This is a genomic window from Variovorax davisae, from assembly GCF_030316845.1.
GTDB lineage: Bacteria > Pseudomonadota > Gammaproteobacteria > Burkholderiales > Burkholderiaceae_C > Variovorax > Variovorax davisae.
On sequence record NZ_JASZYS010000007.1, the window covers coordinates 238,044 to 261,179 of the forward strand.

A 23,136-nucleotide genomic window follows, 5' to 3' on the forward strand; every position below is an offset into this window, starting at 1 on the left:
CTAGCCAGCGCGGTCGCGAAACGACGGGCGCAGCGCCGCATAGAGCGCCCGGAAGCGTTCCAGCCGGACAGCGAGCGCGTCCTTTGGCCCACGGGCCGGTTCGAAACGCTGGCGCGTCTCGGGCCGCCGGCAGACCTCGGCCTCGGCGCCGCCATCGGCCAGCCATGCGAGCCGCGCAGCGCCCACGGCAGCCCCGGCTTCGCTGCCCTCGCACAGCGCCAGCGGAAGGTCGAGCACGTCGGCCAGCAGCTGGGCCCACCAGGCGCTGCGCGCACCGCCGCCGACCAGCACCAGCTCGCCGGCGGCCCGGGCGAGGGTGTCCAGTCCGTCGCGCAGTCCGAAGCTCACGCCCTCGACCACCGCATAGGCGATCTGCGCCGGCCCGTGCGCATGCGTCAGCCCGAACAGCACGCCCTGGGCCCCGGGGTCGTTGTGCGGCGAACGCTCGCCCGACAGGTAGGGCAGGAACAGGGGCGCGCCGTGGCGGTCATCGGCGTCGAGGCTGGCGGCGGCGGCCAGCAGCGCGGGGGCGTTGCCGAGCCCGAAGCAGCGCGCCGCCCAATCCACCGCGCTGGTGGCCGACAGCATCACCGACATCTGGTGCCAGCGGCCGGGCAGCGCATGGCAGAACGCGTGCACGGCGCGGGCCGGGTCGGGCGCGAAGCGCTCGCCGCTGACGAAGATCACGCCCGAGGTGCCGAGGGAGACGAAGCCCTGGCCGGCGCCGACCAGGCCCATGCCGACGGCGCTGGCCGCGTTGTCGCCGGCGCCGCCGGCGATCGGGATGCCGGCCGGCAGGCCCCAGCGCGCCGCCGGTGCGGCCGCGAGATGGCCTGCCACGGCGCTGCCCTCGACCAGTTCGGGCATCTGCTGGCGGGTCAGCCCGCAGGTGGCCAGCAGGCCGTCCGACCAGTCGCGCGCGCCGACGTCGAGCCACAGCGTGCCCGAGGCGTCCGACATGTCGCTCGCCCGCGCGCCGCTCAGCATGAAGCGCAGCCAGTCCTTCGGCAGCAGCACGCAGGCGGTGCGCGCGAACAGCGCCGGCTCGTGGGCCCGCATCCAGAGCAGCTTGGGCGCGGTGAAGCCCGGCATCGCGAGGTTGCCGGCGATGGCGGCCAGGCGCGGGACCCGGGCGGCCAGCTCCGCGCACTGGGCGGCGCTGCGGCCATCGTTCCAGAGGATGGCCGGGCGCAGCACCTGGCCGTCGGCATCGAGCGCGACCGCGCCGTGCATCTGGCCGGACAGGCCGATGGCGCGCACCGCGGCCAGCGCGCCGTCATGGGTCTGGCGCAGCGAAGCCATTGCCGCCTCGAGCGCCGCCCACCACTGCGCGGGGTCCTGCTCGGACCAGGTCGGCGCCGGCCGGCTGACCGTCAGCGGGGCGCGCGCCAGGGCGACGATCCGGTGTTCGCGGTCCAGCAGCAGCGCCTTCAGCTCCGTGGTCCCGAGATCCAATCCGAGATACATGGAATGCTGCTCACAGGCCGGCGCCGGGCCGCCCCAAGGCGGCCTGCGGCCCCCTCGGGGGGCAGCGACACACGAAGTGAGGAGCGTGGGGGATCATGACGCCAGGCTGCCGAAGCGGCTGTCGCTCTGGCGGCGGAACTCGGTCGGCGTCATGCCCTTGATCTCGAGGAAGCGGCGGTTGAAGTTGGCGACGTTGTTGAAGCCGACCTGGTAGCAGATGTCGGTCACGTAGTGGTCGGTCTGCATCAGCAGGTGGCAGGCGCTGTTGATGCGCACCCGATTGACGAAATCGGTGAAGCTGTTGCCGGTCGAGCGCTTGAAGAAGCGGCTGAAGCGGCTCTCGCTCATGCCGAGCTCGCCCGCGATGTCCGCCATCGCCACCGGCTCCGCCAGGTTCGAGGTGATGCGGTTGACGATGGCGTTGACCTGGTCGACCTCGGTGTCGCCTTCGACGCCCTGCATCTGCACGTTGGACAGCAGCCGGTAGTCGCTGCAGCGCGCCAGTTCGCACAGGTAGTCCAGGAACAGCGCCAGCCGGTGCAGGCCGCGGGCGGCCTTGATCGCGTCCCAGTGCGCCAGCGCGCGCGCCTCGAAGCCGAAGAACTCGATGCCGTGGCGGGCCCGCCCGAGCAGCTGCAGCGCTTCGCGCAGCTCGGGGATCTCGGCCGCCGCGCGCTCGATCGGATCGTGGCGGAACTGGATCACCCGGTCGCGCCCGGTGGCGCCGCCCTCGGGGATGTCCAGCGAGATCCAGTTGTGCGGCAGGCGCGGCCCGCACAGCACCAGGTGGCCGGGGTGGAAGGGCCCGATCCAGTCGCCGACGAAGGCCCGGCCCGAGGTCTCGGTGATCAGGTGCAGCTCGTACTCTTCGTGGAAGTGCCAGCGCACCAGCGGGCTCGGGAAGCCATGGGCCAGGCAGCGCACCAGGCCGGCGTCTTCGGGCGCCTCGTAGCCCAGCGAGGGCGAACGCGTGATGTCGCGCTCGAGTTCGGGCTTGCGATCGCGGGGCAGATGGCGTTGGCGCGGCGATGTCATGGCGTGGTCCTTTCCCCTGAACCTTCAGCTCATGACGTTACCACCGTCGACATTGAGCGTCTGCGCCGTGATGTAGCGCGCCTCGTCGCTGGCCAGGAACACCGCGACGCCGGCGATGTCGGCCGGCGTTCCCATCCGCCCGAGCGGCACCTCGCGCCCGACCTGCTGCTTCTTCTCGCCCGGCCGCAGGCCCTGGTGCTGCGCGAAGAGGGCGTCGACCTGGTTCCACATCGGCGTGTCGACCACGCCCGGCGCGATGGCGTTGACCCGGATGCCGTGCGGCGCCATCGCCAGCGCGGCGCTCTGCGTGTAGCTGATGACGGCCGCCTTGGTCGCGCAGTAGTGCGCCACCAGCGCCTCGCCGCGGCGGCCGGCCTGCGAGGCCATGTTGATGACCGAGCCGCCGGCGACGCCGGCATCCAGCATGTGCTGCAGCACCCGCTGCATCACGAAGAACATGCCCTTGACGTTGACCGCGAACAGGCGGTCGAAGGAGGCCGCGTCGCTCTCGAGCAGCGGCGCCATGTCGAACAGCGCCGCGTTGTTGACCAGGGTGTGGATGTCGCCGTGCGCCGCCCGCGCGGCGTAGAGCATGCCGCCCACCGAGGCGCTGTCGCTGACATCCGCCGGCACGTAGGCGGCCGCGTCGGGATGCCTGCGCCGCAACTGCGCCACGCCTTCCGGCGCGATGTCGGCGCGGTCGGCGAGCGTGCAGCGCGCGCCTTCGGCGAGGCAGGCCTCGGCGATCGCAAGGCCGATCCCGCCGCCGGCACCGGTGATCAGCACATGGCGCTGCGCCAGCCGGCCGGTCATGGGCGCGCTCCGGCGATGAAGCGCTGCACCCGCTGGCTGGCGTCGCGCAGCGCGTCGAGCAGCCGGGCGTCGCCGGCGGCGTCGCCCCACAGGCCGCGCTCGGCGCCCAGCGCCGCCACCGGATCGGCGGCCGCGCAGATCGCATGGGCGAGCGCCTCGTCCATGCCCTGGTCCTGGTAGGCGTAGGGCAGCGTGCCCTGGTGCCAGCGCTGCAGGAAGGCAAGGAAGAGGGCTGGCAGCAGCGCGACGCTGGCGATGCTTTCGCCGCGCGACAGCCGCTCGCGCACGGTCGGCGCGATGAAGCCCGGGATCTTCGAGAAGCCGTCCATCGCCACCCGCTGGTTGGTGTCGCGGATCGCCGGATTGCCGAAGCGCTCGAGCACCACGTCGCGGTAGGCCGGCAGGTCGACCGGACTCGGCTGCCCCGGGCGGTCGAGGCAGGGGATCACGTCGTCGGTGACGTAGTCGAAAGCCATGCGCCGGATCGTCGCGTCCCGCGTGCCTTCATGGATGTAGTCGAGCCCGGCCAGGGTGCCGGCCCAGGCGATGCAGCTGTGGCTGGCGTTGAGGATCCGGATCTTCGCCTCCTCATAGGGCGAAACCGAATCGACCAGCTGCACGCCGACCTTGTCCCACTCGGGCCGGCCGTGGATGAAGCGGTCCTCGATCACCCACTGGATGAAGCTCTCGCCGGTGACCGGCGCGGCGTCGTCCCAGCCGGTGGCGGCGCGCACCCGCTGGCGCAGCTCGGGCGGCGGGCGCGGCGTGATGCGGTCGACCATCGCGTTCGGGGTGCTGGTGTGGGCGTGAACCCAGGCCAGCAGCTCGGTCTCGCCGGCGGCCTCGATGAACGCGCCCAAGCCGCGCTGGAAGCGCTCGCCGTTGTGGCGCAGGTTGTCGCAGTTCAGCAGCGTCACCGGCCCGCCGTCGACCGCCCGGCGCGCGCGCAGGATGGCGCAGACCGCGCCGTAGATGGTGCTGCCGGCGAGCCCCTGGCGCGCCCGGGCCAGGTCGTTCGCGAGATCGGGCGCCGCGACGTCGAGCCGATCCTGCGGGTCGAGGTAGTAGCCGGCCTCGGTCACGGTGAACGAGACGATGCGGGTGCGGGCATCGGCGCCGCGCGCGATCACCGCCGCCAGGCCCGGGTCGTAGGGCAGCACCTCGCGGATCGCCTCGATGCGCTGGTAGCGGCAGGCGCCGGCCGGCGACACCGTCTCCAGCGTGTAGCGCCCGCCCTGAGCGCGCAGGGCGGATTCGACCTCGGCCATGTCGGGCCGCAGGTTGGCGCCGCTGATCGACCAGCGCGCGTCGCCGGCATCGATCAGCGCCTGCAGGTACGCCGCCTGGTGGGCCCGGTGGAAGGAGCCGAGCCCGAGGTGGAGCACCACGAATTCGGAAGGGGCAGGGGAGTTCATGGCGCGAGCGAGTTCAGGCCGCGACCGTGCGGCCTTCGCGGTTGAAGAAATGAAGCACGGCAGGGTCCAGCTCGACGCTCACCGCGTCGCCGGCCTGCAGCTCGGTGCGCTCGTTCTGGCGCGCCACCAGGGGCACGCCGCCGACGTCGATGTGGATCAGCGTGTCGGCGCCCAGGGCCTCGATCAACTCGACGCGCGCGGGTGCGCCAAGGCCTTGACCCTGGTGCACGCGCAGCGCCTCCGGGCGCACGCCGAGAAAGCCATCGGACGGCAGCCGGCCGCCGGTCTGGGCCGAGAAGCTGGGGATCGCCTTGGCCTCGACCATGTTCATCGACGGCATGCCGATGAACTGGGCCACGAACTGGTTGGCGGGCCGGTCGTAGAGTTCCATCGGCGTGCCCACCTGCTCGATCAGCCCGTCGCGCAGCACCACCACGCGGTCGGCCAGCGTCATCGCCTCGACCTGGTCGTGCGTGACGTAGATGCTGGTGGCGCCGAGCGCACGGTGCAGCTTGTGGATCTCCACCCGCGTATTGCCGCGCAGCGCGGCGTCGAGGTTGGACAGCGGCTCGTCGAACAGGAACACCTTCGGCGCCCGCACGATCGCGCGGCCGATCGCGACGCGCTGGCGCTGGCCGCCCGACAGTTCCTTGGGCGTGCGGCCCAGGTACTGCGTGAGGTTGAGCGTCTTCGCCGCGTAGTCCACCTTGGTCTTGATCACGTCCTTCGACACCTTTGCGAGCTTGAGCGCGAAGGACATGTTGTCGAACACGCTCATGTGCGGATAGAGCGCATAGCTCTGGAACACCATCGCCAGGTCGCGCTTGCCCGAGGGCGTGTGCGTGATGTCCTTGCCATCGAGCGCGAGCCGGCCGCTGGTGATCGATTCGAGTCCCGCGATCAGCCGCAGCAGGGTCGACTTGCCGCAGCCCGAGGGGCCGACGAAGACGATGAACTCGCCCTTGTCGATCTCCAGGTTCACGCCCTTGATCACGTGCGTGTCGCCGAAGCTCTTCTGGATGTTGTCGAGTTGGAGGTAGGCCATGTGCATGTCCTCTCTGGAGTTCGTTACTTGACTGCGCCGAAGGTGAGGCCCTGCACCAGTTGCTTCTGGCTGAACCATCCGAACACCACGATCGGCGCGATCGCCATCACCGAGGCGGCCGACAGCTTGGCCCAGAAGAGGCCTTCGGGGCTCGAGTAGGAAGCGATCATGGTCGCCAGCGTGCCGGCCTTCGCGGAGCTGAGGTTGAGCGCCCAGAAGGCCTCGTTCCAGCTCAGGATCAGGCACAGCAGGCCGGTGGAGGCCAGCCCGCCGATCGACAGCGGCAGCACCACGTGGCGGAACTCGGTCCACAGGTTGGCGCCGTCCATGCGCGCGGCTTCGAGGATCTCGGGCGGGATGTCCTTGTAGCTCGTGTAGAGCATCCACACCATGATCGGCAGGTTCGACAGCGTGAAGACGATGGTCAGCGCGGTGCGCGTGTCGAGCAGGCCGGCGGTCTGCGCGATCACGTAGATCGGCACCAGCGCGCCGACCGCCGGCATCATCTTGGTGGAGAGCATCCACATCAGGATGTCGCGCGTGCGCCTGGTGCGGAAGAAGGCCATCGAGTAGGCGGCCGGCGCGGCGATCGCGAGGCCGATGATGGTCGAGCCGATGCTCGTGATCAGCGAGTTCTTCGCGAACAGCAGATAGTCGCTGCGGCGCTGCACCTCGGTGAAGTTGTCCAGCGTGGGCTCGAACAGGAAGAGCGGCGGCACGTGGATCGCCTGCAGCTCGGTCTTGAACGAGGTCAGCACCAGCCAGCCGAGCGGAAAGAACAGCAGCAGGGTGACGATCCACGCACCGACGGCGCGCAGGAGGAGGGAGAGGCGGCTTTCGTCCATGGCGTGCGTCCCTTCAGTCGAGGTTCTTGCCGATGATGCGGATCAGGAAGGCCGCCACGATGTTGGCCAGCACCACCGCGAACAGCGCGCCCGCCGATGCCACGCCGACGTCGAAGTTCATCAGCGACTGCTTGAAGATCATGTAGGTGAGGTTCGTGCTCTCGTTGCCGGGGCCGCCGGCGGTCGTGATCGCGATCTCGGCGAACACGGAGAGCAGGAAGATCATCTCGATCATGATCACCACAGCCATCGGCCGGCCCAGATGCGGCAGCGTAAGGTAGCCGAAGCGCTGGACGGCCGTGGCGCCGTCCATGCGCGCGGCTTCCATCTGCTCGCGGTCGAGCGATTGCAGCGAGGTGATGAAGATCAGGCAGGCGAAGGGCAGCCACTGCCACGCGACCATGATGATCACGGAGAACAGCGGCAGGTCGGTGAGCCAGTCCACCGGCTCCGCGCCGAAGGCGCGCCAGAGGTCGGCCAGCACGCCGTAGATCGGGTTCATCATCATGTGCTTCCACAGCAGCGCGTTCACCGTGGGCATCACGAAGAAGGGCGAGATCAGCAGCACCCGCACGATGCCGCGCCCCGGGAACGGCTCGTTCACCAGCAATGCGAGTGCGACGCCCAGCACCACCGTGATGACGATCACGCTGCCGATCAGCACCAGCGTGTTCCACACGGCGGGCCAGAAGTCCGGGTCGGTGACGAAGTAGTGGAAGTTCTCGATCCCGTTGAACGTGCGCTCGCCGGGCTGCATGAGGTTGTAGTTGACGAACGAGAAGTAGATCGACATCAACAGCGGCGCCAGCATCCAGAGGACCAGCACCGCCACCGCCGGCGCCATCAGCGCGCGGGGAAGCAGGCGGCCCGCGGCGGGGTCCTTTCGACCCGACCGGGCGCCGCCGCGCAGCCAGCCTTGCGGGTCCGCTGGCGGTGTCTCCGGGACGGGAGTGGGGAGATGCGACACGGCGAAATGTCCGGCGTGGGGCTACTTGTAGTACCCGGCCTTCTTCATCTCGCGCTCGGCGGTGGTCTGCGAGGTCTTCAAGGCCTGGTCGACCGTCACCTTGCCCGCGAGCGCCGCGCTCATCTGCTGGCCCACGGCCACGCCGATGGCCTGGAACTCCGGGATGGCCGCGTACTGCACGCCGACGTAGGGCGACTTGGGCAGCGTGCTGTCGTTCGGGTTGGCGGTGTCGATCGCCTTCTTCTCGGCCTCGGCGAAGCGCGCGGCCTTCATGAACTCCGGCGTGGCATAGGTCGACTTGCGCGTGCCGGTCGGCACCGACCCCCAGCCTTCTTCCTTCGCGACCAGCTTGATGTAGTCCTTCGAGGTCGCCCACTTGATGAAGGTCTGCGCCGCGTCGACCTTCTGCGAGCCGGCCGGAATGGCCAGCGCCCAGGCCCAGAGCCAGTTCGCGCCCTTCGGCGTCACCGCCACCGGCGCCTGTGCGAAAGCGACCTTGTCGGCGACCTTCGACTGCTTCGGGTCACTCACGAACGAGGCCGCGATGGTGGCATCGACCCACATGCCGCACTTGCCCTCGTTGAACAGCGCCAGGTTCTCGTTGAAGCTGTTGGCCGAGGCGCCGGGCGGGCCGTAGGCCTTCATCAGGTCGACGTAGAAGCTGATCGCGTCATGCCAGGGCTTGGAGTCGATCTGCGGCTTCCAGCTGGTGTCGAACCACTGGCCGCCGTTGGTGTTGACCATGGTCGTCAGCAGCGCCATGTTGTCGCCCCAGCCCGGCTTGCCGCGCAGGCAGATGCCGTAGACGCCCCCCTTCGGATCGTGGATCTTGCCCGCCAGCTCCTTCACCTGGACCCAGGTCGGCTGCTCGGGCATCTTGAAGCCGACCTTGTCCGCCAGGTCCTTGCGGTACATCAGCATCGAGCTTTCGCCATAGAAGGGCGCGGCGTAGAGCTTGCCGTCGGCCGACAGGCCGTTGCGCATCGCCGGCAGCAGGTCGTCGACGTCGTACGCGGCGTCGGTCGCGATCGGGTTGAGCCAGCCCTTTTTGGCCCAGATCGGCGTCTCGTACATGCCGATGGTCATGACGTCGAACTGGCCGCCCTTGGTGGCGATGTCGGTCGTCACGCGCTGGCGCAAGGTGCCTTCTTCCAAGGTGACCCACTTGAGCTTGATGTCGGGGTTTGCCTGCTCGAAGAACTTGCCGAGCTTCTGCATCTCGATCATGTGGCCGTTGTTCACGGTCGCGATCACGAGTTCGGTGGCGGCATGGGTCCATCCCGCAGCGGCCATTGCGAGCGCCAGGCCCGCCTTCAGAAAACGCTTCATGAATGTCTCCTTGTGATCGACGACGCGGGTCGCCGTGCGCCGATTGTGGAGACGCGAATTTCCGGGTTTGGTACTTGCCTTGCCGCTATCGATACTTGGATGCACCGATCACCTCGGTGTCATCCCTAATCCCGCAACCAGGGATGTGCAGAGCCCTCGGCGGGCTCAGGCGGTCTGCAGCGTGGGTTCGCGGTCGCCCAGCCGGCTGCTCCAGGCCGCCAGGGCCAGGCCGCCGAGCGTGATGGCCGCGCCGGCCCAGGGCAGTCCGGCCAGCGGGGCGCCCGCGGCCAGCATGCCGCTGCCGATCCAGGCGCCGGCCGCGTTGCCGAGGTTGAACGCGCCCTGGTTCAGGGTCGAGGCCAGGTTCGGCGCCGCGCTCGCATGCTGCACGATGAGTGTCTGCAGCAAGGGCACCAGTGCGAACGAGAGCGTGGTCCACAGCAGCATCAGCAGCACCGTCGGTGCCTTCAGCGGCAGCGCGAAATGCAGCAGCCCCAGCACCATCGCATTGAGCCCCAGCACCAGCAGCATCGACGGCACCAGCCGCCGGTCGCCGAGGCGGCCGCCGACGGTGCTGCCGATGGTCAGCCCGACGCCCAGCAGCAGCAGGATCGGCGCCACCGCCGCGTTCGAGAAGCCGCTGACCTGCGTCAGCAGCGGCGCGATGAAGGTGAAGACGCAGAACAGGCTGGCCGAGGTCAGCGCGCTGGTGGCCAGGGCGAGCAGCACGCGGCGGTCGGCCAGCACGCTGAACTCGCGCAGGATGTTGCCCCGCTGCATCTCGATCTGGCGCGGCAGCAGGGCGACCAGCGCGGCGACGGCGCCGAGCGCGATCACCACGATCGCGGCGAAGGTCATCCGCCAGCCGAAGTGCTCGCCGATGATCCGGCCCATCGGCACGCCGAGCACGTTGGCCAGCGTGAGGCCGGTGAACATCAGCGCGATCGCCTGCGACCGGCGGTGGGGCGGCACCAGCCCCGCGGCAACCACCGAGCCGATGCCGAAGAAGGTGCCATGGGCCAGGGCGGTGATGACGCGGGCGGCCATCAGCAGCCCGTAGTCCGGTGCCAGCGCGCACAGCAGGTTGCCCAGCACGAAGAGGCAGGCCAGCGCCACCAGCGTGGCCTTGCGCGGCAGCCGCGCCGTCGCCACCGCGAACACCGGGGCGCCCACCACCACGCCCATCGCGTAGCCGGTCACCAGCAGGCCGGCCTGAGACAGCGTGACGCCGAGGTCCAGGGCCATGTCGGGCAGCAGGCCCATCACCACGAACTCGCTGGTGCCGATGGCGAAGGCCGCGGCGGCGAGGGCGAGCAGGGCCACGGGCATGCGCGACGCGGCGCGCTGCGAGGAAGAAGCAGTCATCAGGGGAATCTAGGGTTAACCCGTATTATCCGGAAGCGCTGCGGCGCGTGGCGGTGAAAGGGCATTGCGCCTGAACTCGGTGCCGTAATACAACAGGCCGGCCAGCCCGAAGCCGGCGCCCAGCGTGCACAGGGCGCCCCATCCGTGGAAGGTATAGAGCGCCGCCGCCAGCGCCGAAGCCACCGCGGCGCAGAGGAAGATCGAGGTCAGGAACAGCCCGTTGAGCCGGCCGCGCAGTTCCGGCGCCAGCATGTAGAGGCTGCGCAGGCTCAGCACGTTGCACAGCTGGACCGCGCCGTCGAGCAGCACCGCGGCCGCCACCAGCGCCGCCAGCGAATGAAAGCGGAAGCCGACCGCGGCGACGCCGAACGAGAGCAGCGCGACGCCGATGGCCGCGCCGGTGGCCGGCTGCGTGCGCCCCCGGTCGGCCAGCCGGCCGGCCCAGGGGGCGACCAGGGCCCCGGCGGCGCCGGCCAGCGCAAACAACGCGATCCCGCCCTGGCCGAGGCCGAACTCATGCGCCAGCGCCAGCGGCACAGCGGTCCAGAAAGCCTGGAACCCCGAGAAGAGAAGGCCCTGGTAGAGCGCGCGCCGGCGCAGCAGGGGTGTTCGCCGGACGATGCCCGGCAGCGACGCGAGGGTGCGCGCGTAGCCGATCGAGCCATGGGGCTGGCGCCGGGGCAGGGCCCGCCAGAGCACCCCCGCCAGCACGGCCATCAGCAGCGCCGAGACCGCGAACACCGCCCGCCAGCCGAAGGCCGAGGCCACCAGGCTGGAGAACGGGCGGGCCAGCATGATCCCGGCCAGCAGCCCGGCCATGATGTTGCCGACCACCTTGCCCCGCGTCGCGTCGGCCACCAGGTGCGAGGCCAGCGGCACCAGCACCTGGGCCGCGACGGCGCAGGTGCCGACAAGGAAGGAGGCCGCCAGGAAGGTGGCGGCCGAGTTCGACAGCGCGATCCCGACCAGGCCGGCGACCGCGCCAGCCATCGCGGCCAGGATCAGCCGGCGGTTTTCCACCACGTCGGCCAGCGGCACCAGCAACAGCAGCCCGGCGCCGTAGCCGAGCTGGGTCAGCGTCATGATCAGCCCGGCCAGGCCAGCGTGCATCTGCAGCGTGGCCGCGATCGGGCCGATCAGCGGCTGGGCGAAGTAGATGTTGGCGACGCACAGCCCGCAGGCCACCGCGAACAGCAGCGTGAGGCCGGGCGAGAGTGCGGCAGGCACGGCGGGAGCCGGCCGCCCGGCGGGGCCGGGCGCTGGGGAAGATGGCACGGGGGAGGAGGAAAGTGAAGGGTTAACCCTGGTCCCGCACCTTAGCATTTCCGGCGCAGGCCTGCAGCGGGCCCTTCGGGCGCGCGGCATAGAGCGAATGGCGCATGGATTCCGCCCCCGCGGCGGACCAGACTGCTCGCCGGGCATCTCCAGAAAGGACGCAGCATGGCGAAGAACATCGTTTTTTGTGCCGATGGCACCTGGAAGGGCCTGGGCCACGGCCAGGGCGACGGCGACGAGCTGCAGGCCGACGCCACCAACGTGCTGCGGCTGTTCGCGGCCCTCGCCGGCACGGTCACGCCCGACTCGCTGCGCAAGCAGGACGAGCAGGAAAAGATCGCGCTCGGCCCCGATGGCGGCGCCACCCAGGTGGCCAAGTACCTGCACGGCGTGGGCGATTCGGGCAATGCGATCCGCAAGATCCTGGGCGGCGTCTTCGGCGAGGGCTTCATCGAGCGCATCGTGCGCGGCTACACCTTCGTGTCGCGCAACTACCAGCCGGGCGACCGCATCTACCTGGCCGGCTTCAGCCGCGGTGCCTACACGGTGCGCGCCCTGGGCGGCATGATCGTCGCGATGGGCCTGCTGCCGCCGCAGGCGCTGCGTGCGGACGACGGCCGCTACGATGCCGCCCGGGCCTATGGCCTCGGCATCCACGTCTGGGCCGAGTACCGGCGGCGGGCGGGCAAGGCGAGCACGCTGCTGGGCTACCTGGAGGAATTCAAGTCGCGCCGCATCGACCCGGCGCAGCTGGTGCAGGGCGTCGGCATCGAGGCCATCGGCGTCTGGGACACGGTCGGCTCGCTGGGCGTGCCGCTGTACGACCCGGCCGACGCGAAGAAGATCGACGTCTTCGAGTTCGCCGACCGGGCGCTGTCGCCGAAGGTGCGCAGCGGCTTCCATGCCATCGCCATCGACGAGCAGCGCGGCGATTTCGAACCGACCCTGTGGGACGCCAGGGACGGCGTCCACCAGCGCTGGTTCTGCGGCGCGCACTCGGATGTGGGCGGCGGCTACCCGACCCAGGACCTGTCGGGTTTTGCGCTCGGCTGGATGATCGACCACTTCAAGGGCTGCGGCGTGGCGATCTCGCCGCAGTACCAGGCGAGCCCCCCGGGGGACTTCGGGCCGGTCCACACGCCGTACAAGGATCCGCCTTTCCATTTGCTGCCGCACGGGCCGCGCACGGTGCCGGCGGATGCGCTGTTCCATCCCAGCGTGCAGCTGTACCTCGACCGGGTCGTGGACTACGCGCCCCAGGGACTGGCGGCGTTGCTGAAGAATCGGCGATTGGCCCAGGGATCGCTGCAGGCTTAGCCTTGCGCCGCGGCGGCGGCGGGCCGCGGGGTGGCAGAATCCGGGACGCTCGCCCCTCGCGGGGCCCAGCTTCATTTCGAATCCAGGACCGCTCCTTGACTGCTCCGAAGATCCTGTCCGTCGCACCGATGATGGACTGGACCGACCGCCACTGCCGCTATTTCCATCGCCTGCTGACTCGCCGCGCCTTGCTCTACACCGAGATGGTGACCACCGGCGCGCTGATCCACGGCGACGTGCCGCGCCACCTGCGCTTCAACGCCGAGGAGCATCCGGTGGCGCTGCAGCTCGGCGGCAGCGAGCCCGCCGATCTCGCCCACTGCGCGAAGCTGGGCGAGGACTGGGGCTACGACGAGATCAACATCAACTGCGGCTGCCCGAGCGAGCGCGTGCAGCGCGGCGCCTTCGGGGCCTGCCTCATGAACGAGCCGCAGCTGGTCGCCGACTGCGTGAAGGCGATGGTCGACGTGGTCGACGTCCCGGTCACGGTCAAGCACCGCATCGGCATCGACAAGATCGAGAGCTACGAGTTCGTGCGCGACTTCGTCGGCCAGGTCAGCGAGGCCGGCTGCCGCACCTTCATCGTCCACGCCCGCAACGCCTGGCTCAAGGGCCTGTCGCCGAAGCAGAACCGCGAGGTGCCGCCGCTGCGCTACGAGCTGGTGCACCGGCTCAAGCACGACTTCCCGGCGCTCGCCTTCTCGATCAACGGCGGCTTCAGCGACACGGCGCAGATGCAGGCCCACCTGCGCCTGCTCGACGGCGTGATGATCGGCCGCGAGGCCTATCACAACCCCTGGAGCCTGTCCGAGTGGGACGCGGCGTTCTACGGCGAGCCGCCGTCGACTTTGACGCGCGAAGCGGTCGAGCTGCAGATGTGCGACTACATGGCCCGCGAGGCTGCCGAGCACGGCACGCCCTGGTCCAACATCGCGCGCCATATGCTCGGCCTGCGCAACGGCCTGGCGGGCGCCCGCCGCTGGCGCCAGGTGTGGAGCGACCACAAGCTGAAGACGCTGCCGCCGCATGAGGTGATGGACCTCGCGCACGAACCGGTCGCCGCCACCTTGTGACCCTCCGGCCGGCGCAGCCCGGCCGCGTTCGACGAATTCAGTTCGCCGCCTGCAATCCGTTGCGGAAGTGTTCCTGCGTGCGGGCCATCGCCGCACCCGGGTCGCGCGCCTTGATCGCCGCCATGATCGCCCGGTGCTCGTTCAGCGATTCGTCGATGCGTCCCGCCTTCAGCAGCGAGTTGTGGCGGTTCAGCTTCATCACCTTGCGCAGGTCGGCCACCATCTGGTCGCGCCAGCGGTTGTTGGCGATCGCCAGCAGCCGCATGTGGAAGCGCTCGTTGAGGGCAAAGAAATTCTCGCGGTCGACGTGCCCGGGCTTGGCGGCCGCCTCCAGTTCGGCGTGCAGCCGCTCGAGTTCGGCCAGTTCGGCCTCGCTGGCGTGGCCGGCCACGACGCCGGCCGCATCGCTCTCGAGCAGGCTCAGCAGGTGGTAGACGTCCGCCAGGTCTTTCTCGGACACCTCGGTGACGTAGGCGCCGCGCCGCACCTTCATCGTCACCAGTCCCTCGGCGGCCAGCACCTTCAGCGCCTCGCGCAGCGGCGTCCTGCTGATGCCGTATTCCTCGGCCAGCCGGAGTTCGTCGATCCAGCTCCCGGGTTCGAGCTCGCGGCTGAAGATGCGCTGGCGCAGCAGCTCGGCCACCTCTTCATAGAGGGCGCGCGGGGTGAGGGTGACGGCGGACATGGCTGAAATGTACCGCAATCCGGCAGGTTGAATTAATAATTATGAATAAGGTACACTCGCTGGCGTTGTGCTGCGACTGCGCAGACACTCGTCCCCGAACCTTTTGCATGACCTCCTAAGCGGCGCCCATGAGCAAAACCGACTACACCTTCTCGCCTGCGACCCTCGACGCCTGGACCAAGGCGGCCGCCAAGTCCGCCCCCGGCGGCAACCTCGAAGCGCTCAACTGGGTCACGCCGGACGGCATCACGGTCAAGCCGCTCTACACCGCGGCCGATCTCCAGGGCCTGAAGTACACCGACACCTTGCCCGGCTTCGAGCCCTACCTGCGCGGCCCCCAGGCCACCATGTACGCGGTGCGCCCGTGGACCATCCGCCAGTACGCCGGCTTCTCGACCGCCGAGGAATCGAATGCCTTCTACCGCAAGGCCCTGGCGGCGGGCGGGCAGGGCGTGTCGGTCGCCTTCGACCTCGCGACCCACCGCGGCTACGACAGCGACCATCCGCGGGTGACGGGCGACGTCGGCAAGGCCGGCGTGGCGATCGACTCGGTGGAGGACATGAAGATCCTGTTCGACCAGATACCGCTCGACAAGGTCAGCGTCTCGATGACCATGAACGGTGCCGTGCTGCCGGTGCTGGCGGGCTACGTGGTCGCGGCGGAAGAGCAGGGCGTCTCGCAGGACCAGCTGAGCGGAACCATCCAGAACGACATCCTCAAGGAGTTCATGGTCCGCAACACCTACATCTTTCCGCCGGCGCCGAGCATGCGGATCATCGGCGACATCATCGAGTACACGGCGCAGAAGATGCCGAAGTTCAACTCGATCTCGATCAGCGGCTACCACATGCAGGAGGCCGGCGCCAACCAGGCGCTGGAACTGGCCTTCACCCTGGCCGACGGCAAGGAATACGTGAAGACCGCGCTGGCCAAGGGCCTGGACGTCGACGGCTTCGCCGGGCGGCTGAGCTTCTTCTGGGCCATCGGCATGAACTTCTATCTCGAGGTCGCCAAGATGCGCGCGGCGCGCCTCTTGTGGTGCCGGATCATGAAGGCGTTCGAGCCCAAGAACCCCAAGAGCCTGATGCTGCGCACGCACTGCCAGACCTCGGGCTGGTCGCTGACCGAGCAGGACCCCTACAACAACGTGGTGCGCACCACCATCGAGGCCATGGCCGCGGTGTTCGGCGGCACCCAGAGCCTGCACACCAACGCGCTCGACGAGGCGATCGCGCTGCCGACCGAGTTCAGCTCGCGCATCGCGCGCAACACCCAGCTCATCATCCAGGAAGAGACCCACATCACCAGCGTGATCGACCCCTGGGCCGGCAGCTACATGATGGAGAAGCTGACGCAGGACATGGCCGATGCGGCCTGGGCCATCATCGAGGAGGTCGAGGCCATGGGCGGCATGACCAGGGCCGTCGACAGCGGCTGGGCCAAGCTCAAGATCGAGGCCGCGGCGGCCGACAAGCAGGCGCGCATCGATTCGGGGCGCGACGTCATCGTCGGCGTCAACAAGTACAAGCTCAAGACCGAAGACACGCACGACATCCTGCAGATCGACAACGTCAAGGTGCGCGACGGCCAGATCGCCAAGCTCAAGGCCATCCGCGAGCAGCGCGACAGTGCCGCCGTGCAAGCCGCGCTGGACGCACTCACCGCTGCGGCGGAAAGCGGCGAGGGCAACCTGCTCGAACTGAGCATCAACGCGGTGCGCCTGCGCGCCACCGTCGGCGAGATCAGCGACGCGCTCGAGAAGGTCTACGGCCGCCACCGCGCCGACACCCAGAAGGTCACCGGCGTCTATGCCGCCGCCTACGACTCGGCCGAAGGCTGGGAGGCGCTGCAGCACGAGATCGCGGCTTTCGCCGAGGCGCAGGGCCGGCGCCCGCGCGTGATGATCTCCAAGCTCGGCCAGGACGGCCACGACCGCGGCGCCAAGGTCGTCGCCACCGCCTTTGCCGACCTCGGCTTCGACGTCGACATGGGCCCGCTGTTCCAGACGCCCGAGGAATGCGCCCGCCAGGCGATCGAGAACGACGTTCACGCGGTGGGCGTCAGCACGCTCGCCGCCGGCCACAAGACCCTCGTGCCGGCGATCATCGCGGAGCTCAAGAAGCAGGGCGCCGACGACATCATCGTCTTCGTCGGCGGCGTGATTCCGCGCCAGGACTACGACTTCCTCTACGAGGCCGGCGTCAAGGGCATCTACGGCCCCGGCACGCCGATCCCGGCGAGCGCGAAGGACGTGCTCGAGCAGATTCGCGCCGCGGTTGCAGCCTGACGATGCGGGCCGCCAAGTCACCGGTCACGGTGGACGCCCTGCTGGCCGGTGACGGCCCGCCGCAGCGCCGCGCGATCGCCAAGACCATCACGCTGCTCGAATCGACCCGCGCCGACCATCGCGCGCAGGCCGACGAACTGCTCACGGCCCTGCTGCCGCACACCGGGAAATCGTTCCGGCTCGGCATCTCGGGCGTGCCGGGCGTCGGCAAGTCGACCTTCATCGAGACTCTCGGGCTGTTCCTGATCGGAGAGGGCCACCGCGTGGCCGTGCTCACCATCGATCCTTCGTCCACCGTCTCGGGTGGCTCGATCCTGGGCGACAAGACCCGCATGGAGCATCTGTCGGTGCACGAGCGCGCCTACATCCGGCCCAGCCCGTCGAGCGGCACCCTGGGCGGCGTGGCCGAGAAGACGCGCGAGGCGATGCTGGTCTGCGAAGCGGCCGGCTACGACATCGTGATCGTCGAGACCGTCGGCGTGGGGCAGAGCGAGACCGCGGTCTCGGGCATGACCGACATGTTCGTGCTGCTGCAGCTGCCCAACGCCGGCGACGACCTGCAGGCGATCAAGAAGGGCGTGATGGAACTGGCCGACCTGGTGGTGATCAACAAGGCCGATATCGACAAGGATGCGGCCACCCGCGCCCAGGCCCAGATCACCTCGGCGCTGCGCCTGTTCGGCCACCACGGCAATCCGGCCCATGCGCAGGCCATGCACGCCGCCCACGCGACGCCCGGCTCGCCCGAGGCCGAAGTGCGCTTCTGGCTGCCCCGGGTGATCCAGCTCAGTGCCTTGCTGGGCACCGGCGTCGACGCCTTCTGGGCCGCCGTTCTGCAGTTCAAGTCGCTGCAGGCGGCCAACGGGCGCTTCGCCAGCCGGCGCGAGAAGCAGGCGCTCGCCTGGATGTGGGAGCGCATCGACGCCGGCCTCAAGCAGGCCTTCCGCCAGCATCCGCAAGTGCGCGAGATGCTTCCCCATGCGGTCGCCCAGGTGGCAGCCGGCAAGTTGCCGCCCTCGACCGCTGCGCGCCAATTGCTCGCGGCCCAGGCCGGACAGGCGTAGCCTCTGGCTGCGGCTTTCAAAAGATCAACTCCTACGACGGAACGTCATGAAAGAAATCCTCGAACAACTCGAAAAACGCCGCGCCCAGGCGCGCCTCGGCGGTGGCCAGAAGCGCATCGACGCCCAGCATGCCAAGGGCAAGCTGACGGCGCGCGAGCGCATCGCGCTGCTGCTCGACGACAACACCTTCGAAGAGTGGGACATGTTCGTCGAGCACCGCTCGAGCGACTTCGGCATGGCCGACAACAAGATTCCGGGCGATGGCGTGGTCACCGGCTACGGCATGATCAACGGCCGACTGGTGTTCGTCTTCAGCCAGGACTTCACGGTCTTCGGCGGCGCCCTCAGCGAAGCCCACGCCGAGAAGATCTGCAAGGTGATGGACCAGGCCATGAAGGTCGGCGCGCCGGTGATCGGCCTCAACGATTCGGGCGGCGCCCGCATCCAGGAGGGCGTGGCCTCGCTCGGCGGCTATGCCGAGGTCTTCCAGCGCAACGTGATGGCCTCGGGCGTGGTGCCGCAGATCAGCATGATCATGGGCCCCTGCGCCGGCGGCGCCGTCTACTCGCCGGCCATGACCGACTTCATCTTCATGGTGAAGGACAGCAGCTACATGTTCGTCACCGGCCCCGAGGTGGTGAAGACCGTGACCCACGAGGACGTCACCGCCGAGGAGCTCGGCGGCGCCTCGACCCACACCACCAAGAGCGGTGTCGCCGACATGGCGTTCGAGAACGACGTCGAGGCGCTGATGATGCTGCGCCGGCTCTACAACTACCTGCCGCTCAACAACCGCGAGAAGCCGCCGGTGCGCCCGAGCGGCGACCCGGCCGACCGCGCCGACCTGTCGCTCGACACGCTGGTGCCCGACAACCCGAACAAGCCCTACGACATGAAGGAGCTGATCGCCAAGGTGGTCGACGACGGCGACTTCTTCGAGCTGCAGCCCGACTATGCGAAGAACATCGTGATCGGCTTCGCCCGCATGGAAGGGCAGAGCATCGGCATCGTCGCCAACCAGCCGCTGGTGCTGGCCGGTTGCCTGGACATCAAGTCGTCGATCAAGGCGGCGCGCTTCGTGCGCTTCTGCGATGCCTTCAACATCCCGGTCGTGACCTTCGTCGACGTGCCCGGCTTCATGCCCGGCACCAGCCAGGAGTTCGGCGGCATCATCAAGCACGGCGCCAAGCTGCTCTACGCCTATGCCGAGTGCACGGTGCCGAAGATCACGGTCATCACGCGCAAGGCCTACGGCGGCGCCTACGACGTGATGGCCTCGAAGCACCTGCGCGGCGACGTGAACCTGGCCTGGCCGCGCGCCGAGATCGCGGTGATGGGGGCCAAGGGCGCGGTCGAGATCATCTTCCGCGAGGACAAGAACGATCCCGAGAAGCTCGCCGCGCGCGAGGCCGAGTACAAGGCCCGATTCGCGAATCCCTACGTGGCGAGCACGCGCGGCTACATCGACGACGTGATCCTGCCGAGCGAGACCCGCAAGCGGATCTGCCGCAGCCTGGTGATGCTGCGCGAGAAGAAGCTCGAGAACCCGTGGCGCAAGCACGGCAACATTCCGCTCTGAGACCGGAGTACAAGAACATGTTCAAAAAGATCCTGATTGCGAATCGTGGCGAGATTGCTTGCCGCGTCATCAAGACCGCGAAGAAGATGGGCATCCTCACGGTGGCCGTCTATTCCGATGCCGACAAGGACGCCCGCCACGTCGAGCTGGCCGACGAGGCGGTGCACATCGGCGGCTCGGCCAGCCGCGACAGCTACCTGCAGGCCGATCGCATCATCGCGGCCTGCAAGAAGACCGGCGCCGAGGCCGTGCACCCCGGCTACGGCTTCCTGTCCGAGAACGAGGCCTTCGCCCGCAAGGTCGAGGAAGAGGGCATCGTCTTCATCGGCCCGAAGCACCATTCGATCGCCGCGATGGGCGACAAGATCGCTTCGAAGAAGCTGGCCAACGAAGCCAAGGTCAACACCATCCCGGGCTGGAACGACGCCATCGAGAGCGCCGAGCGCGCGGTCGAGATCGCCAAGGACATCGGCTATCCGGTGATGATCAAGGCCTCGGCCGGCGGCGGCGGCAAAGGCCTGCGCGTGGCCTTCAACGACAAGGAGGCCTTCGAGGGCTTCACCTCCTGCCGCAACGAGGCCCGCAACAGCTTCGGCGACGACCGCGTCTTCATCGAGAAGTTCGTCGAGGAGCCGCGCCACATCGAGATCCAGGTGCTGGGCGACGCGCACGGCCACGTGATCTATCTCAACGAGCGCGAATGCTCGATCCAGCGCCGCCACCAGAAGGTCATCGAGGAGGCGCCGTCGCCCTTTATCAGCGATGCCACGCGCCGCGCCATGGGCGAGCAGGCGGTGGCGCTGGCCAAGGCCGTCGACTACCAGAGCGCGGGTACGGTCGAATTCGTGGTCGGCAAGGACCAGAGCTTCTACTTCCTGGAGATGAACACCCGGCTGCAGGTCGAGCACCCGGTGACCGAGGCGATCACCGGCCTGGACCTGGTCGAGCTGATGATCCGCGTCGCTGCCGGCGAGCCGCTGCCGCTGGCGCAGCAGGACGTCAAGCGCGAAGGCTGGGCCATCGAATGCCGCATCAACGCCGAGGACCCGTTCCGCAACTTCCTGCCGTCGACCGGCCGGCTGGTGCGCTTCCAGCCGCCGAAGGAGACCATGTTCTCCGCCGACACCGAGCACCTGTACGGCGTGCGGGTCGACACCGGCGTCTACGACGGCGGCGAGATCCCGATGTTCTACGACTCGATGATCGCCAAGCTGATCGTCCATGGCCGCGACCGCGCGCACGCCATCGCGCTGATGCGCGAGGCGCTCAACGGCTTCGTGATCCGCGGCATCAGCAGCAACATCCCGTTCCAGGCGGCGCTGCTGGCGCACCCGAAGTTCGTCAGCGGCGACTTCAACACCGGCTTCATCGCCGAGCACTACGGCAAGGGCTTCCATGCCGAGGACGTGCCGCATGACGATCCCGATTTCCTGGTCGCGCTGGCGGCCTTCGTGCATCGCCGCTACCGGGCGCGGGCGTCGGGCATCAGCGGCCAGCTCGAAGGGCATGGCGTCAAGGTCGGCGAACAGTTCGTCGCGGTCGTGCTCGACGAGCGGGGCCAGCATGTCCACAAGTCGGTGTCGGTCACCGACTTCCACGGCCAGACCGGCTCCAGCGTGGTGGCCGTCGGCAGCAACAGCTACCAGATCGACAGCCGCGCACCGCTCGGGAGCATCCGGGTCGAGGGCCTGGTCAACGGCCGTGCCTTCACCGCGCAGGTCGAGCGCGGCGCGGGCAAGAATCCGCTGGCGCTGCGGGTGTCGCACAACGGCACGCAGATCGAGACGATGGTGCTGTCGCCGCTCGGCGCGCAGCTGCTGTCGCTGATGCCCTACAAGGCGCCGCCGGACCTGAGCAAGTTCCTGATGTCGCCGATGCCGGGCCTGCTGGTCGAGGTCTCGGTGCAGCCGGGCCAGCAGGTGCAGGCCGGCGAGAAGCTCGCCGTCATCGAGGCGATGAAGATGGAGAACGTGCTGTTCGCGACGCAGGACGGCGTGGTCGGCCACATCGCGGCGGCCAGGGGCGAATCGCTGGCGGTCGACCAGATCATCATGGAGTTCGCATAGATGGGGGCCAACGACCTGTCGACGGCCAAGGCCGTCATGCTGCATCGGCCTGCGCCGCCGCCTCCCGCGCCGGCCGGGCCATGGTCGGTGGAGGCCGTTCAGGCCCTGCTCGACAAGCCCTTCAACGAGCTGCTGTTCCAGGCCCAGACGGTGCACCGCGCGCATTTTCCCGAGGGCGACATCGAACTCGCCACGCTGCTGTCGGTGAAGACCGGCGGCTGTCCCGAGAACTGCGGCTATTGCCCGCAGTCGGCCGAGTTCGACACCGGCGTCAAGGCGCAGAAGCTGATGGAGGTCGACGAGGTCCTGCGCGCCGCCCAGGCCGCCAGGGATGCCGGCGCCACGCGCTTCTGCATGGGTGCCGCCTGGCGCGCGCCGAAGGACCGCGACGTCGAGAAGATCGCGGTGCTGGTCGAGGCCGTCAAGGGCCTGGGCCTGCAGACCTGCGCCACGCTCGGCATGCTGGAGCCGCAGCATGCGCTGCAGCTCAAGGCGGCCGGGCTCGACTACTACAACCATAACCTCGACACCGCGCCCGAGTACTACACCGACATCGTCGACACCCGCAGCTACCAGGACCGGCTCGATACGCTGGCCCACGTGCGCGCCGCCGGCATCAGCGTCTGCTGCGGCGGCATCGTCGGCATGGGCGAGGAACCGGTGCACCGGGCGGGGCTGATCGCCCAGCTCGCCAACCTCGATCCGTACCCGGAGTCGGTGCCGATCAACAGCCTGGTGCGCGTGCCCGGCACGCCGCTGGCCGATTCGGAGCCGATCGATCCGCTGGACTTCGTCCGCATGATCGCCGTCGCCCGCATCACGATGCCGAAGGCACGCGTGCGCCTGTCCGCGGGCCGCCAGCAGCTCGGCGACGCGGTGCAGGCGCTGTGCTTCCTGGCCGGCGCCAATTCGATCTTCTACGGCGACAAGCTGCTGGTCACGGGCAACCCCGATGTCGAGGCCGACGTCCAGCTGCTGGCCAGGCTGGGGCTCAAGGCCCGTTCGACCACCGAACAAGGAGCATGCGCATGACGCGTCCATTCAAGGTGCTGGGCATCCAGCAGGTCGCCATCGGCGGACCGGACAAGACCCGGCTGCAGAAGCTGTGGGTCGACATGCTGGGCCTGGAGGTCACCGGCACTTTCAAGAGCGAGCGCGAGAACGTCGACGAGGACATCTGCGCGATCGGCAGCGGCCCCTTCAAGGTCGAAGTCGACCTGATGCAGCCGCTCGACCCCGAGAAGAAGCCGGCGGTCCACGCCACGCCGCTGAATCACGTGGGGCTGTGGATCGACGACCTGCCCAAGGCCGTCGAATGGCTCACGGCGCAGGGCGTTCGCTTCGCGCCCGGCGGCATCCGCAAGGGCGCGGCCGGCTTCGACATCTGCTTCCTGCATCCGAAGAGCAACGACGAATTCCCGATCGCGGGCGAGGGCGTCCTGATCGAGCTGGTGCAGGCGCCGGCCGAGGTGATCCACGCCTTCGCGGCGCTGGCGGCCGCGGGCTGA

At 69.0% G+C, this 23,136-nt stretch carries 19 protein-coding genes; 8 read left to right on the forward strand and 11 right to left on the reverse strand.

Features of this window, described 5'->3' with window-relative positions:
* From xylB to QTI33_RS18190, 10 genes are all read right to left on the reverse strand, one after another.
* The gene (xylB, locus tag QTI33_RS18145; RefSeq protein ID WP_286507561.1) at nt 1-1,467 is read right to left on the reverse strand and encodes a xylulokinase; all 1,467 of its coding nucleotides are present in this window, start codon (nt 1,465-1,467) and stop codon (nt 1-3) included.
* Between the two features lie 93 nt (nt 1,468-1,560).
* Nucleotides 1,561-2,502 (reverse strand): AraC family transcriptional regulator, encoded by a 942-nt coding sequence (locus QTI33_RS18150; protein ID WP_286507563.1) that lies wholly within the window; start codon nt 2,500-2,502, stop codon nt 1,561-1,563.
* Between the two features lie 24 nt (nt 2,503-2,526).
* The gene (locus tag QTI33_RS18155; RefSeq protein WP_286507564.1) at nt 2,527-3,315 is read right to left on the reverse strand and encodes an L-iditol 2-dehydrogenase; all 789 of its coding nucleotides are present in this window, start codon (nt 3,313-3,315) and stop codon (nt 2,527-2,529) included.
* Nucleotides 3,312-4,730: a D-arabinitol 4-dehydrogenase gene (gene dalD, locus QTI33_RS18160; RefSeq protein ID WP_286507565.1), complete on the reverse strand. Its 1,419-nt coding sequence runs from the start codon at nt 4,728-4,730 to the stop codon at nt 3,312-3,314. The genes QTI33_RS18155 and dalD overlap by 4 nt, the downstream gene beginning before the upstream one ends.
* Before the next feature lie 13 nt (nt 4,731-4,743).
* The gene (locus QTI33_RS18165; RefSeq protein WP_286507566.1) at nt 4,744-5,775 is read right to left on the reverse strand and encodes an ABC transporter ATP-binding protein; all 1,032 of its coding nucleotides are present in this window, start codon (nt 5,773-5,775) and stop codon (nt 4,744-4,746) included.
* Between the two features lie 23 nt (nt 5,776-5,798).
* Nucleotides 5,799-6,620: a carbohydrate ABC transporter permease gene (locus tag QTI33_RS18170; RefSeq protein WP_286507567.1), complete on the reverse strand. Its 822-nt coding sequence runs from the start codon at nt 6,618-6,620 to the stop codon at nt 5,799-5,801.
* A gap of 13 nt (nt 6,621-6,633) precedes the next feature.
* Nucleotides 6,634-7,587 (reverse strand): carbohydrate ABC transporter permease, encoded by a 954-nt coding sequence (locus QTI33_RS18175; protein ID WP_444814856.1) that lies wholly within the window; start codon nt 7,585-7,587, stop codon nt 6,634-6,636.
* A gap of 21 nt (nt 7,588-7,608) precedes the next feature.
* Entirely contained in the window at nt 7,609-8,916 is a 1,308-nt protein-coding gene (locus tag QTI33_RS18180; protein WP_286507569.1) for an ABC transporter substrate-binding protein, read from the reverse strand.
* A 165-nt stretch (nt 8,917-9,081) separates the two neighbouring features.
* Nucleotides 9,082-10,245, reverse strand: a complete 1,164-nt coding sequence (locus tag QTI33_RS18185) for an MFS transporter (RefSeq protein ID WP_286507753.1) — start codon at nt 10,243-10,245, stop codon at nt 9,082-9,084.
* Nucleotides 10,246-10,296: 51 nt separating this feature from the next.
* A complete protein-coding gene (locus tag QTI33_RS18190) occupies nt 10,297-11,556 on the reverse strand; it encodes an MFS transporter (protein WP_286507570.1) in 1,260 nt (419 codons plus the stop codon).
* Nucleotides 11,557-11,721: 165 nt separating this feature from the next.
* Here QTI33_RS18190 and QTI33_RS18195 point away from each other — a divergent pair, with 165 nt between their 5' ends.
* Both QTI33_RS18195 and dusA read left to right on the forward strand, forming a co-directional pair.
* Nucleotides 11,722-12,873 carry a T6SS phospholipase effector Tle1-like catalytic domain-containing protein gene (locus QTI33_RS18195; protein ID WP_286507572.1) on the forward strand — a complete coding sequence of 384 codons (1,152 nt, stop codon included), beginning with the start codon at nt 11,722-11,724 and terminating at the stop codon, nt 12,871-12,873.
* A gap of 95 nt (nt 12,874-12,968) precedes the next feature.
* A complete protein-coding gene (gene dusA / locus QTI33_RS18200; protein ID WP_286507574.1) occupies nt 12,969-13,946 on the forward strand; it encodes a tRNA dihydrouridine(20/20a) synthase DusA in 978 nt (325 codons plus the stop codon).
* A gap of 37 nt (nt 13,947-13,983) precedes the next feature.
* Here dusA and QTI33_RS18205 read toward each other — a convergent pair whose 3' ends face one another.
* Nucleotides 13,984-14,631, reverse strand: coding sequence for a GntR family transcriptional regulator (locus tag QTI33_RS18205; protein WP_286507575.1), 648 nt, complete (start codon nt 14,629-14,631; stop codon nt 13,984-13,986).
* 128 nt (nt 14,632-14,759) lie between these two features.
* On the opposite strand from QTI33_RS18205, the gene scpA reads away from it, so the two are divergent.
* From scpA to QTI33_RS18235, 6 genes are read left to right on the forward strand one after another with little or no spacing between them, the layout of a single operon-like run.
* Nucleotides 14,760-16,919, forward strand: a complete 2,160-nt coding sequence (gene scpA, locus QTI33_RS18210) for a methylmalonyl-CoA mutase (RefSeq protein WP_286507576.1) — start codon at nt 14,760-14,762, stop codon at nt 16,917-16,919.
* A gap of 2 nt (nt 16,920-16,921) precedes the next feature.
* Entirely contained in the window at nt 16,922-17,983 is a 1,062-nt protein-coding gene (gene meaB / locus QTI33_RS18215) for a methylmalonyl Co-A mutase-associated GTPase MeaB (protein ID WP_286507578.1), read from the forward strand.
* A 46-nt stretch (nt 17,984-18,029) separates the two neighbouring features.
* Complete coding sequence (locus tag QTI33_RS18220) at nt 18,030-19,562, forward strand: acyl-CoA carboxylase subunit beta (RefSeq protein ID WP_286507580.1); 1,533 nt, start codon at nt 18,030-18,032, stop codon at nt 19,560-19,562.
* Nucleotides 19,563-19,579: 17 nt separating this feature from the next.
* Nucleotides 19,580-21,628, forward strand: coding sequence for an acetyl-CoA carboxylase biotin carboxylase subunit (locus QTI33_RS18225; protein WP_286507581.1), 2,049 nt, complete (start codon nt 19,580-19,582; stop codon nt 21,626-21,628).
* Nucleotides 21,629-22,660, forward strand: coding sequence for a biotin synthase BioB (bioB, locus tag QTI33_RS18230; protein ID WP_286507582.1), 1,032 nt, complete (start codon nt 21,629-21,631; stop codon nt 22,658-22,660).
* A complete protein-coding gene (locus tag QTI33_RS18235) occupies nt 22,657-23,136 on the forward strand; it encodes a VOC family protein (RefSeq protein WP_286507583.1) in 480 nt (159 codons plus the stop codon). The genes bioB and QTI33_RS18235 overlap by 4 nt, the downstream gene beginning before the upstream one ends.

Bases quoted from the DNA above. Each gene is read 5' to 3' on its own strand.
- xylB (WP_286507561.1), bottom strand. From the start codon at position 1,467: ATGTATCTCGGATTGGATCTCGGGACCACGGAGCTGAAGGCGCTGCTG.
- QTI33_RS18150 (WP_286507563.1), bottom strand. From the start codon at position 2,502: ATGACATCGCCGCGCCAACGCCATCTGCCCCGCGATCGCAAGCCCGAA.
- QTI33_RS18155 (WP_286507564.1), bottom strand. From the start codon at position 3,315: ATGACCGGCCGGCTGGCGCAGCGCCATGTGCTGATCACCGGTGCCGGC.
- dalD (WP_286507565.1), bottom strand. From the start codon at position 4,730: ATGAACTCCCCTGCCCCTTCCGAATTCGTGGTGCTCCACCTCGGGCTC.
- QTI33_RS18165 (WP_286507566.1), bottom strand. From the start codon at position 5,775: ATGGCCTACCTCCAACTCGACAACATCCAGAAGAGCTTCGGCGACACG.
- QTI33_RS18170 (WP_286507567.1), bottom strand. From the start codon at position 6,620: ATGGACGAAAGCCGCCTCTCCCTCCTCCTGCGCGCCGTCGGTGCGTGG.
- QTI33_RS18180 (WP_286507569.1), bottom strand. From the start codon at position 8,916: ATGAAGCGTTTTCTGAAGGCGGGCCTGGCGCTCGCAATGGCCGCTGCG.
- QTI33_RS18185 (WP_286507753.1), bottom strand. From the start codon at position 10,245: ATGCCCGTGGCCCTGCTCGCCCTCGCCGCCGCGGCCTTCGCCATCGGC.
- QTI33_RS18195 (WP_286507572.1), top strand. From the start codon at position 11,722: ATGGCGAAGAACATCGTTTTTTGTGCCGATGGCACCTGGAAGGGCCTG.
- QTI33_RS18205 (WP_286507575.1), bottom strand. From the start codon at position 14,631: ATGTCCGCCGTCACCCTCACCCCGCGCGCCCTCTATGAAGAGGTGGCC.
- scpA (WP_286507576.1), top strand. From the start codon at position 14,760: ATGAGCAAAACCGACTACACCTTCTCGCCTGCGACCCTCGACGCCTGG.
- meaB (WP_286507578.1), top strand. From the start codon at position 16,922: ATGCGGGCCGCCAAGTCACCGGTCACGGTGGACGCCCTGCTGGCCGGT.
- QTI33_RS18220 (WP_286507580.1), top strand. From the start codon at position 18,030: ATGAAAGAAATCCTCGAACAACTCGAAAAACGCCGCGCCCAGGCGCGC.
- QTI33_RS18225 (WP_286507581.1), top strand. From the start codon at position 19,580: ATGTTCAAAAAGATCCTGATTGCGAATCGTGGCGAGATTGCTTGCCGC.
- bioB (WP_286507582.1), top strand. From the start codon at position 21,629: ATGGGGGCCAACGACCTGTCGACGGCCAAGGCCGTCATGCTGCATCGG.
- QTI33_RS18235 (WP_286507583.1), top strand. From the start codon at position 22,657: ATGACGCGTCCATTCAAGGTGCTGGGCATCCAGCAGGTCGCCATCGGC.